The 10,872-nt window shown below is 33.5% G+C and carries 18 protein-coding genes and 2 pseudogenes; 3 read left to right on the forward strand and 17 right to left on the reverse strand.

The features are described from left to right. Positions 1-143: 143 nt before the first annotated feature. From B4Q04_RS22065 to B4Q04_RS22135, 15 genes and pseudogenes are all read right to left on the reverse strand, one after another. Positions 144-650 carry a GNAT family N-acetyltransferase gene (locus B4Q04_RS22065; RefSeq protein WP_088698146.1) on the reverse strand — a complete coding sequence of 169 codons (507 nt, stop codon included), beginning with the start codon at positions 648-650 and terminating at the stop codon, positions 144-146. A gap of 47 nt (positions 651-697) precedes the next feature. Continuing rightward, complete coding sequence (locus B4Q04_RS22070) at positions 698-1,102, reverse strand: DUF1801 domain-containing protein (RefSeq protein WP_088698147.1); 405 nt, start codon at positions 1,100-1,102, stop codon at positions 698-700. A 5-nt stretch (positions 1,103-1,107) separates the two neighbouring features. After that, positions 1,108-1,440, reverse strand: coding sequence for an iron chaperone (locus B4Q04_RS22075; RefSeq protein ID WP_088698148.1), 333 nt, complete (start codon positions 1,438-1,440; stop codon positions 1,108-1,110). Further along, positions 1,440-1,733, reverse strand: coding sequence for an RNA polymerase alpha subunit C-terminal domain-containing protein (locus B4Q04_RS22080; protein ID WP_088698149.1), 294 nt, complete (start codon positions 1,731-1,733; stop codon positions 1,440-1,442). The genes B4Q04_RS22075 and B4Q04_RS22080 overlap by 1 nt, the downstream gene beginning before the upstream one ends. Before the next feature lie 60 nt (positions 1,734-1,793). After that, complete coding sequence (locus B4Q04_RS22085) at positions 1,794-2,234, reverse strand: VOC family protein (RefSeq protein WP_088698150.1); 441 nt, start codon at positions 2,232-2,234, stop codon at positions 1,794-1,796. Between the two features lie 80 nt (positions 2,235-2,314). Further along, entirely contained in the window at positions 2,315-2,686 is a 372-nt protein-coding gene (locus B4Q04_RS22090) for a nuclear transport factor 2 family protein (RefSeq protein WP_088698151.1), read from the reverse strand. Between the two features lie 17 nt (positions 2,687-2,703). Next, positions 2,704-3,165, reverse strand: a complete 462-nt coding sequence (locus tag B4Q04_RS22095; RefSeq protein WP_088698152.1) for an SRPBCC family protein — start codon at positions 3,163-3,165, stop codon at positions 2,704-2,706. 45 nt (positions 3,166-3,210) lie between these two features. After that, positions 3,211-3,564: a nuclear transport factor 2 family protein gene (locus tag B4Q04_RS22100; protein WP_088698153.1), complete on the reverse strand. Its 354-nt coding sequence runs from the start codon at positions 3,562-3,564 to the stop codon at positions 3,211-3,213. Between the two features lie 35 nt (positions 3,565-3,599). Beyond that, on the reverse strand, positions 3,600-4,226 hold the full coding sequence (locus B4Q04_RS22105; protein ID WP_088698154.1) for a dihydrofolate reductase family protein: 627 nt from the start codon (positions 4,224-4,226) through the stop codon (positions 3,600-3,602). Positions 4,227-4,329: 103 nt separating this feature from the next. Next, positions 4,330-4,550 (reverse strand): annotated as a pseudogene (locus B4Q04_RS23210) (DUF4287 domain-containing protein). After that, entirely contained in the window at positions 4,550-4,927 is a 378-nt protein-coding gene (locus tag B4Q04_RS22115) for a DoxX family protein (protein ID WP_088698163.1), read from the reverse strand. Before B4Q04_RS22115 ends, B4Q04_RS23210 begins: the two are co-directional and overlap by 1 nt. A gap of 76 nt (positions 4,928-5,003) precedes the next feature. Further along, complete coding sequence (locus tag B4Q04_RS22120; protein WP_088698155.1) at positions 5,004-5,330, reverse strand: hypothetical protein; 327 nt, start codon at positions 5,328-5,330, stop codon at positions 5,004-5,006. A gap of 23 nt (positions 5,331-5,353) precedes the next feature. Then, the gene (locus B4Q04_RS22125) at positions 5,354-5,788 is read right to left on the reverse strand and encodes an ATPase (RefSeq protein ID WP_088698156.1); all 435 of its coding nucleotides are present in this window, start codon (positions 5,786-5,788) and stop codon (positions 5,354-5,356) included. Between the two features lie 72 nt (positions 5,789-5,860). After that, positions 5,861-6,439: a Crp/Fnr family transcriptional regulator gene (locus B4Q04_RS22130; RefSeq protein WP_088698157.1), complete on the reverse strand. Its 579-nt coding sequence runs from the start codon at positions 6,437-6,439 to the stop codon at positions 5,861-5,863. Between the two features lie 191 nt (positions 6,440-6,630). After that, positions 6,631-6,981, reverse strand: a complete 351-nt coding sequence (locus B4Q04_RS22135) for a hypothetical protein (protein WP_088698158.1) — start codon at positions 6,979-6,981, stop codon at positions 6,631-6,633. A gap of 88 nt (positions 6,982-7,069) precedes the next feature. On the opposite strand from B4Q04_RS22135, the gene B4Q04_RS22140 reads away from it, so the two are divergent. From B4Q04_RS22140 to B4Q04_RS22150, 3 genes are all read left to right on the forward strand, one after another. Continuing rightward, entirely contained in the window at positions 7,070-7,942 is an 873-nt protein-coding gene (locus B4Q04_RS22140; protein WP_161496101.1) for a LytR/AlgR family response regulator transcription factor, read from the forward strand. A gap of 149 nt (positions 7,943-8,091) precedes the next feature. Further along, the gene (locus tag B4Q04_RS22145) at positions 8,092-8,670 is read left to right on the forward strand and encodes a methyltransferase family protein (protein ID WP_088698160.1); all 579 of its coding nucleotides are present in this window, start codon (positions 8,092-8,094) and stop codon (positions 8,668-8,670) included. 29 nt (positions 8,671-8,699) lie between these two features. Continuing rightward, the gene (locus B4Q04_RS22150) at positions 8,700-10,220 is read left to right on the forward strand and encodes a glycosyltransferase family 39 protein (protein WP_088698161.1); all 1,521 of its coding nucleotides are present in this window, start codon (positions 8,700-8,702) and stop codon (positions 10,218-10,220) included. Between the two features lie 22 nt (positions 10,221-10,242). Here B4Q04_RS22150 and B4Q04_RS22155 read toward each other — a convergent pair whose 3' ends face one another. Then, positions 10,243-10,737 (reverse strand): ORF6N domain-containing protein, encoded by a 495-nt coding sequence (locus B4Q04_RS22155; protein ID WP_088698162.1) that lies wholly within the window; start codon positions 10,735-10,737, stop codon positions 10,243-10,245. Positions 10,738-10,749: 12 nt separating this feature from the next. Beyond that, positions 10,750-10,872, reverse strand: a pseudogene (locus tag B4Q04_RS23020) (IS5 family transposase); the annotation flags it as partial.

A 10,872-nucleotide genomic window follows, 5' to 3' on the forward strand; every position in this document is an offset into this window, starting at 1 on the left:
AACCCCTTTTCGGTAAAGGTATATGTGGGACTATCTCCAATTCTATGGTATCTTTGTCAAGTACTTTGTACATGGGCTATGGTATTTGCGTGTGGTAACACAAATGTCCGTAGCCCTATCTTTCGATCCAAAAAAAGTTTAAATCACTTCATTATTAAATTATTGCTATCAACGCTATGTTTTTTGAAATTAAATTTCTCCAAAAGTTTAGTTGAACTTTGGTTTTCAGAATGCGTATAAGCTTCTATTGAATTTAGTCCCAAAAGTTGAATTCCAAATTCAATTATTTTTGAAGTTGCTTCCTGCATTATTCCTTTTCCCTGAAAGTCGGGTAATAACTCATATCCAATTTCTGCTTTTAAATTGTCTTCTGAAAAGTCAAATAAACAAATCGTTCCTATTAGTTTGTCACTATCATTAAATGTAATTGCCCAATAAATTGAATTGTTTTTTTTGATATTTTCATTAATTGTCCGAATGAAAATCTTTGCATCATCAATTGATTGACTTGGTTTTCTGCCAAGATATTTGTTAACGTTGCTATCTGAACGCAGAGCAAATATTTCTTTAGCATCACTACTAACAAGTTGTCTCAATGTTAGATTTTCTGTTTTCAAAACTGGAAACGGTGTGAAATTTCTTTCTCCCATTAAAATTATTTTAAGTGTGATTAAAGTTGATTGTTAAAGCCCTTGTCTTATTTCGCTGGTTTTATCCATTCATTTACTATTGTTGTCAATTCAGTTTTCCCTCTTTCGATGTGATGTAAACTTTTGAAAGTTACGATGGCTCTGTCGTTCTTTTTCCAGACTAACATTTGACTCTTATTTGCAATTAATTTATCATTTGGTTGTTCCTGCTTCTTTGCACCTATATGAAAGATTAACTGAATTTGTTTTGTTGGTGGTTGAACTCTCATCGTAATTCGGTCTTCATTATCAATACTATAATTCGGCCCGTTCCATTTTATGTTTTCTTCCAAGCGGTTATTTGCTTGCAAAATATAAATTCGCAACAACTCAATTTCATTTCTAAACGGGTGGTTTAGCTTTTCTAATAAGGCAGTTACCTCAGTATTTAGGTTTATTAATTGTCTTGTCATTCATGTCAAAGTTTTGATTTCAGCGTTATGATTTTTTTTATCAATTCTATTGGCAATGGTTTGTCAAGCATAAAATGTAGACTGTCTTTTGTTTTTTTAGCCCTAAATTCTGAGACTTCTTCTTCAATTTCTGTCAGTCCATAAACTGGATAAAAACCAATATGCTTTTTGTATGCGGCAAAGTATAGATGATGTTTCCCTACTTTAAATGCTGGCATTTTATAACGGATACTTTCCTCTGTTTCTGGTAAAACTTCAAAAAATAATTGTCGCAGAATTTCAAGTCTTGATTGAATTTCAGGCTCAAACTGTGATATGTAATGCTCAATTTCGTTCATTATTCTTTTTTGAATAAAATCCCTGCTTTTGATAGTAAGTCATTAAGTTTAGGAATAGTGCTTTTCCCCATTCCGTGTAAAGTCAAAATTTCCTTTTCACTATATGTGGATAATATTTCTAAAGTTGTAATTCCTTCTCTTTCTAATGCTCGTCTGGCTGGTGCTCCGATAAGCGATAGGAAACTGTCCCTTGGTTTTCTTTCTTCTTCACAAATTGGGCAGGTTGGACAGTCAGAACTTTTAAAGAACTGATGTCCATTTTTGCAAGTCTTTAAATTCTTTTTTGTTTCCATTGTTGTTTATGGTTATCGGTTTACAATGACTGCTGTTAGCGGTTCGTTGTTTTCCATAGATTAAATTTGTCCATTATATTTTGGGTCAAAATCTACCATCCATTGAATTCCAAATTTGTCTTTGAAAAGCCCAAAGTAAGAACCCCAAGGACTGTCAGCAATTGGCATTTCAATTTTTCCGCCTGCCGAAAGACCATTGAATAACTTATCGGCTTCTGCCTTGCTTTCTGCACTAATAGAAACTGAATATCTATTGCCTTCTATCATTTTCTGCCCCATACTTTCCAAAAAATCGGTTGCCATTAACACATTGCCTTTGCCAATAGGCAAAGCAATATGCATTAATTTGTTTGCGTCTGTTTCAGATAATGGTGACTCGTGATGAGGCATATCTTTGAAACGAACAATCATAGCGAATTCTCCGCCAAATACTGATTTGTAAAATGTAAATGCTTCTTCGGTATTTCCATTGAAGTTTAAATAAGGATTGATAAGTGCCATAATTTTATTTTTTAATTGTTATTTGTTTGTAATTCTGCTTTTGGAATAATTTTAGCAATTCGGTTATTTTATTAGTATCGTCATTTCTTCGCTTCCACAAACGCAAGATTATTTATCAGTTTCCATTCATTATCAATGTCAAAGACTAACGAATTATAGGAAACAAAATAATTTTCAGAACTTTCTAAGCGAAGTTTAACTGTTGCAATAGTATCACTAACATCAATACTTTCTATTGTCATTTTTCTTGGTAATCCACCAAAAACACCATCTCTGATATTTGATAAATATTTTTGTTTGTCGATTATTGTAACTCCAGGTGTTCCCATAAACTTGTTACTTATTACGCGAAAGTCTTTATGCAAAACCCTGTCTAACAATATCGTGTCGCTGTTATCACCACCTTTTACGAAGTCGGTAATTGATTGTTTTATTTTTTCTTTAGTTTTCATTTAATTACCGTGTTGCATTAGTTCTTTTGAAATTTGTCTAAAATCAGATTCAAGTTTATATTATGTTCCAAATATGCTTTTAATCCTGCTAGAACAATTGTAAAACCACCTGTTGAATCCTTAATTGCTTCTAGTAATTCGTCTCCTGTTTGGTTAAATCCATAGTGTTTAATAGATACAAAAGTAAAACCGTCTGATAGCGTTTTAAAGTCAAAGTCAACAGTTGTTGGTAGTTCAGTAGTAAACCATTCGATAGATATTTTTTTATCAGTCAAAATTTCTTTGGGTACAACCTTGGTCGAGAAATTATACATTTCCCATTCCCAAGTTATTGCTTTGCCAACTTCTAATTTTCCGCTTCCTTTTGTGAACCAAAAGTGTTTTGTCTTTTCTGGGTCAATGAATGCATTGAAAACTTCTGAAACAGGTTTTCTAATAAGCATTTGGGCTTCTGAATATTTTTGATTTTTGACTGACATATTTTATGCTTTTTAGCTATTCAGTATTTGCTGTTTTGTTGTTCTTTAAAATAAATTATAAAAATGATTTTCTTGAACAATTTTACCATCCTTCCACCTCTGCACAGATATTTGTTTGTAATCAAGTCTGCCAAAATTTTTGTTGGTAAAAATATAGTGCCAATGAGCAACGGATAAATCTTTGTCTACAATTGTAGAAATTAATTCAAGTTTTTCAATTTCTGAATTGGCAGTGAAATTCTCAACCGCTTTTCTAAAATTTTCTAATCCTTTGGTTGGTTCATTATTATTATCTGTTGAAATAATGTTTTGGTCGTAAAATTTGTCAACCGCTTGAATGAATTTAAACTGTTGAACAAGAGAATTGAATTCTTTTACTGTGTTTTCAAATTTTGTCATTTTAATGAGGTATTTAATTGTTTATAATCGGTTCATTATTTCTCTTTCTTCATCAATTTATACCTTAAATGAGTGGTCAAGTCTGAAGGTATTACTTCTTCGATTCGTACCTCATATTTGTCTTTGTCAATGCCATCAAAGAGTCGGATACCGCTTCCTAAAAAAATGGGTGCAATGTGAAGGAAAAACTCGTCTACAAGTCCTGCATTTAAAAATTGTTGAATAGTGTTTGCACCACCTTGTATTCTTATGTCCTTACCTTTTGCTGATTTTCTTGCTTTATCCAAAGCTGTTTCTATACCGTCATTTATGAAGTAAAAAGTTGTAGTTCCTTCTTGCACCCAAGGTTCTCGCTTTTCGTGTGTTAAAACATATACATCAGCTTTATAGAGGTCATTTGGCCAACTGACTTCGCCTTCCTCAAACATACGTTTACCCATTATAAATGCACCTGTTCGTTCAATTGTCTCTCTAATATGTTTTCCATCAAGTCCATCTTCATTTCCACCTTCCACGCCCAAGTATTCCCAGAAAGCTCTTTGATTAAACATCCAAGAATGAATTTGTCCTGAAACACCTCCCATAGGATTTTCAGGGCTTCTGTTATCTCCTGCGAAAAAACCATCAAGTGATATTCCGCTATCGAAAAGTATTTTGCTCATATTTTACCTTCTTATTGATTTACTAAAATATCTGTTTATAAGTTGGTCGGTTGAAGTTTGTTTTAGTTATTCCAAATGAGAACCGACTTTATTATGTTTTTACTTAATCAGGGTTTTTTCCTTTCAATAGCGCATAAATTGGCATTGAATGTCCGTGTCCCAATTCAAAATCTTGTTTTAACCAATCCGTAATTTGGGTTGCCTTTACTCCGTCTTTTATTTTTCCGTTTTGGGTGAACCCTTTTTTTCGGCAAGCTCTTTAAAGTTGGATGGTGTTTTTCCTGTTTTTTCTTGAATATTATCAAGATATGCTTGAAATGACATTATTTAGCTGTATTTAATTTGTGAAAAGAATAATAGGATGCTATTAAAATCCCTAAAAATATAAGCGGAAAGAAGGACTGAAAATCCATTCCGTCTATTGCAAAATGACTGATACTTGCAAAGATAAAGTCAAATGCAAACCCTGCATAAGCCCATTCTTTAATACGTTTTGGTACTTGTGGAATAATTAATGTCAATGCTCCAAGCACTTTGAAGACCACCAAAGCATTGCCAAAATATTCGGGATAGCCCAAATGCCTAATTCCTTCTTTTGCAAGTTCTGTCTGCGATGTAAATGCTGGTATAATTCCTTCCATTATAAAAATAATAATGGTCGTTGTCCAAAAGATGATTTTGTTTGTTTTTGTTGCTGCCATATTTTTTGAATTGAAGTTGGTTGTTGAAAATAATTCGGTTTTTTTTTGAAAACGTAGCATATCATTATGCTATAAACTAATAATTTGTGAATTGCTTTATTGATTCTTTTAAAGGTTTGGGACTGTCCTCCAATGTGGGATAGTCAAAACTTTCGTCCAAAGCCCTGCCTTCTTTAAGCAAATCCTCGTATGGGTCCTTATTCTCAATTCCCAACAAATTGCCAACCCAATACCTACAATTTACCAAGTTGCCAACCATCCACACAACGTGGTTGGTATTATTATCAATACGTTTTAAGGCGGCTTTTTCTGTAATGCCGTCCAAGGCGTTATTAAAACTTTGTGAATGCATCCGAAAGGCCGGAATGACTATCTCCAATTTTTTAGATGTTGCTGTGTCCATACTGTTGTTTTATAGATTATTCATTACTGTTCTGAAATTTGTTTTACAATGATCAATGCCTTGGGAAATGTTTTATTGAAGTAATCTTCCATATCCTGTGTTATATCCATTATTACTTGCAATTCTGTTGTGGTATCGTTTTCTTTTTTCAGGTAGTAAATTTCCTTTGCACCTTGCCACGACGAATCTATTTTCACACCATTTTTTACTTCTTTTTGATGTGAAAAAACCATTTGCTCGTTTTCTATCATTTTTTCAATAATAGAGCTCATACCACCACCATCTTTTCCTAAAAACTGTATGGTATTCCCCTGTTTCAGTTCACCTTTATAGTGGCTACCCTCCATAAACACCCTCGTCCATTCTTCATAGGTTTTGGGATTCCATAGAACATCCCATATATGTTCTTTTGTGGATTTGATTTGGATGGAAAACAATAGGGTTTTTAGATTTTTCATTCCTATTAGTATTTGTATATACCAAAAATAGAAACTGAAAATGTAAAGCTACTTTACATAGGTCAAGAAATGCTACCCATTGAATATTTCCTTTCGGATACGGCTCAACGAAGTATCGGCAATACCCAAATAGGAGGCAATTTGCTTGAGCGGTGCTTGGTGAATAATCTGTGGTCTTTGTTCCATTAACTGCAAATACCGAGAGGAGGCAGACTGGGTAATCATTTCTATGGAGCGAAGTTGGCTTTGGAAGAGCTGCGCCGACATCCACTCCCGTCCCCATTCCCTTACGGACTCCAAGGTGTGGTATAAGTGCTGAAAATCATTCAAAACGATTTCCCAAACTACCGTATCCGTTACGGCCTGAATATTCTGCACCGAAGGAATGCGTTGGAACAATGACGACACTTCATTCACTATTTCATTTTCACATATAAACTGTGTAGTGATTTCATTACCGTTAAAATCGTGGACAAAAAAGCGAACCAAACCCTTTTCTACCAAATAATAGGCATCCGCTGTTTTCCCTTTTTTAAGCAAAAAATCGCCTTTGGGCACCATTAATTTCTTATGTAAGGAAACAATTTCTTGTATATCCGAAAGGGTGATAAGAGGGTGTTGGTAAACGCGGTCAAAAAGGGTTGGTGCCATTACATAAATTTCTTGTAAAAGTACAAATTGTTAAACAAAACATAATGGAAATCGATTCCTACAACAATTTCAATTGTTGATTTTTTTTACCTCAGTTCTTTGTTAGCGGTCGTTATTTTTCTAATTTTATTATGTCGCGCCTATAATAAAATATTTGCAATTTAATGCTTGTAAAGAGATAAATTTACTTTTTACAACCAGCGTTGGATAGATTCTTCGGTGTCAGTTGGTAAAGAGTTAAAAATGATTTTAGCATTAGGTGCATAAGTATGAACTACATTTATTACCTGCTCAAAAGTTATAAAATTCACTTTCACACCTCTAATTCCGTTACCAACTACCACTCCATCATATTTTTTTTCTGTTAATTGACCAGCGAGATGACTCAAATCTGTTGTCCCGGTATCAATTAAAAAAAGGTCGGTTTGGTAACCACTAGCATTTAGTTTATCCAATGTAGCAATTGTACCTTTTCCAATTATTTCAGCAGAAAGACCATGTGGTAGTTCTGGGTTTGTAAAGTCAATGGTTTTAGGGTTCATACCTATAATTAGGTTGCCATTAATATCTATAATTTTAATATTGCATTCCTTTAAAAAAACTACATTTATAGCCTCAATAGAACATTCAGTGCAAATCAACACATATGCCAAACAGCCCTATCCCTTTTATTACGAGGACTTAAGAAAAGTATTTTTACTCGTCTGTTGTGTTTCTATTGCAAGCTTTTTGTTTTCTTATCTATTTGAACCCTTCGCTATAAATCCGCTTGAAAACAAAATTAATGGTTTTTGGATTGTTATTTTACACGCATTTATTCCGATTCCAATTGCGATGGGCTATCTTTTTTTGCTCAACAAAACAGTAAAAAACACAAGCCGTTGGACGCTCGGAAAAGAATTTTTGCACTTATCACTCATACTGCTCATTATCGGTCTTGTCGATTTTTTACTTCGTGATTTTATTTATACCAATCCCGATAATTGGTCGTTGCGTTATCTTTGGGAAGAAATTCGGAATACATTTTTGGTAGGCAGTTTAGTACTTGCTGTTATATTGCCACTAAACCTTGAGCGACTCTTGTATCGACATTTGAGTTTTTTGAAAAGGCTACCAACGAATCCATCAACAGCAACAATCAGTAATTCTATACACATCGACACACCTATTGCGGGAGAACAATTTGAATTAAATATGGACAAGTTTCTTTTTGCAAAAGTAGAAAGCAACTATACTGAAATTGTTTGTAGCAACACAAACGGGTTCGAAAAGTCGCTAAAGCGTTTGACATTAAAAGAACTGGAACAACAACTCAATCCCTTTTCATTTGTATTTAAATCGCACCGTTCTTATTTGGTAAATCTGAATTCCATCGAATCCATTTCTGGCAATGCCCAAGGATATATGCTTCGTTTAAAAAATTATTCTGAAAGCGATATTCCCGTATCTCGTTCGACGATTGAAGAATTTAATCGCATTTATTCTCATCGAAATAATCACTAATTTGTATTTCATCACTCTTGCTTGTTGTTGGTCACTTAAACTCTCGCTACATTGATTTTGTCTTTATTTTTGTGGTCATAAAACAATAATGATGTTATTTTTTTGTGATGAAAAAGCACATATTAAAAAACAGAAATTAAAAATAATATATGAGTGACTACATAAAAATCGGATTAAAAATCACTTGGTTAATAGTATTGACCTATTGGTTTGTTTCAGGATTTACTGCCAAAAAAGTTAAGAGCCAAGAGCCTATTCTGAAAAGATTTCTATTTTATTGGCTTCCTTTAATTGTTGCGGGATTATTGCTCGGTCCAACAGAATTGTTTATGCATATGCTGATAAGGGAAAATTTTGTCGAGCACACCAATTTTGTTGGTACAATCGGTCTTACAATTTGCATATTTGGAGCAATTATGGCTTGTTGGTCAAGATACAGATTAGGTAATAATTGGAGTTTGTCCGTGCAAAACAAAGAAGACCACGAGCTGATACAAAGTGGATTATATAAAATTGTACGACATCCAATTTATACCGGATTCTTGTTGCTTTTTATCGGAAACACGATAATAGTTGGAGATTATCGAGGAATTATAGCAGTTCTAATAGTTTTTATCTCATTTTGGTTCAAACTTACAAAAGAGGAAAAATTACTGACCGAGAATTTTGGAAATCAATATCTTGAATACAAAAAAAGAACAAAAGCCTTAATACCTTATATTATTTAATTTAAAATTGACGCAAGAAGTGAAACCTAATGAATAAACAAACCAAATTGTTGGTTTTATCATTTTGTATTACAAAACTAACTTTACATTTAGTAGCGGACACTCATTCGGGTTTTCAGGGAGATGAGTTGTTACATATTGAAGCAGGAAAACACCTTGCCTTTGGCTATATGGAATTTCCACCTTTAATCGGTGTCATAGCATATATTCAGAATCTGTTTCATTCCAATTCCGTTTTTATCCATCATATTTTTCCTCACATTGCAGCCTTACTCATCATTATTTATTTGGCAAAAATTACTATTGAATTGGGAGGAAAAAACAAAGCAATATTTTTTGTACTGTTTACTATTATTATTGCACCAGGTTTTGGGCGTTCACAACAACTTTTTCAACCGGTGGTTTTCAGTCAGCTATTTTGGGTTTTGGGGTTTTACCAACTTGTGAAATTTGTAAAATATCTCGATGGCAAATCATTATGGTATCTTACCTTATTTTACATTCTTGGCTTTTTAACAAAATATGACAGTATATTTTTTCTTTTTGGACTGTCGGGATTATTACTTTTTCAAAGAACAAGAACAGCTTTAATCAAACACAAATTTTGGTTAAATATCATAGTTTTTCTACTTTGTATTGCACCAAATATTATTTGGCAGTTTTCAAACGATTTTCCGTTACTACAAATGACAGACAGGCTTTACCAAACACAATTGGATAAAATAAGCAGGTTAGAGAATTTAACAAGTTTGTTGATTGCAATTAATCCGATAGTATCTTTGATATTGGTAATTCCTGCAATTTTTTATCTTTTCAAATCAAAAAGTCAAATTGAAACTCGGATAATATCAATCACAATTGGAATGTCCTTTCTACTACTTTTGTTTAAAAACGGAAAGGCTTATTATTTCTTCCCGATTATATTAACACTCTTGCCCTTTGGAGCATTATTTTGGGAAGAAATAGTAACACCTAAAAGAAAATGGATAATTTATCCTATTTCGGTACTAATGATTTTTGGTGCTGTACTTATCCCTTTTGGAATGCCTATTTATAGCTTTAATCGTTATCTCGAAAAAGTCTATCCACTCGATGAAAAAGAAATTAAGGGAGGTAAATTTGGGGTAAAATATGATGAATATTATACACAAGACAAATGGAAAACAACACTGCAAGCGTTAAAATCCGTTTACAACAGTTTACCTAATATTGAAAAAAAGAATTCTCTAATTTGGGGAAAACATTATGCACAAGCTGGAGCTGTGAACTTGTTCGGAGAATCATTGAATCTTCCAAAAGCATTTTCCTATCACGGAAGTTTTTACAGTTGGACACCAAAAGGTAAAATGCCTCATACTGTTATCGCATTGAGTTATCAAGTTGGAGATTTCTTTAAGCCCTATTTTGAAGAAGTGACTTTGGTCAAATCAATTTACAATCCATATGCCGATACCGAGGAAGAACTATATCAACGGATATATATCTGTAAAAATCCTAAACAAGATTTCGAGAAAATGAAAGTCCTGTTTAATAATAGAATATTTGAATAAATTGAGTACTCACTTATAAAACTTATTCTTTCCTATCCGTTTTGTAACCAATTCGTTCCCTGTTCTGCTGTTCAGTCTGTACCTTATCCTTTTGCAATAGATAATTCATTGCCTGATGAATATCCTTGAACTTTACGTTCATTTCTTTTTCGATTTGGGCTATATGTTCTTTAAGGTTGCTATAGTCTGTAAGGTGTTGTCGTAAAGCGACAAAAGCACGCATAATGGATATATTCACATCAATGGCCTTGTCGCTATTGAGTACGCTGGAAAGCATTGCTACACCTTGTTCAGTAAAAGCAAATGGAGTGGCAGGGCTGAATTTGATGTTCTCTGGAAGGTTATCACAATTTGTGATAACCTCTTTCCATTCGTCCTTTGAAAGCTGAAACATAAAATCATCTGGAAAACGTTTGATGTTACGTCTAACGGCTTGTTTAAGTACTCTGGTTTCCGCTTCATACAGTTCGGCGAGGTCAAAATCAAAGATTACTTTGTTTCCTTGAATATTGTGTATTTTATTTTGAACTCATTTAAACTTTTTTAGTTTGATTTTTTTCAGGGCGATTACGATGAATGATAGGTAGTTGAACCCTTTCCAACTCTCAACGGAGGTATCGAACCTGTTGAGCAGTGACCTGAAACTGTCGAT

This window comes from Zobellia sp. OII3 (assembly GCF_002211465.1).
GTDB classification, from domain to species: Bacteria; Bacteroidota; Bacteroidia; order Flavobacteriales; family Flavobacteriaceae; genus Zobellia; species Zobellia galactanivorans.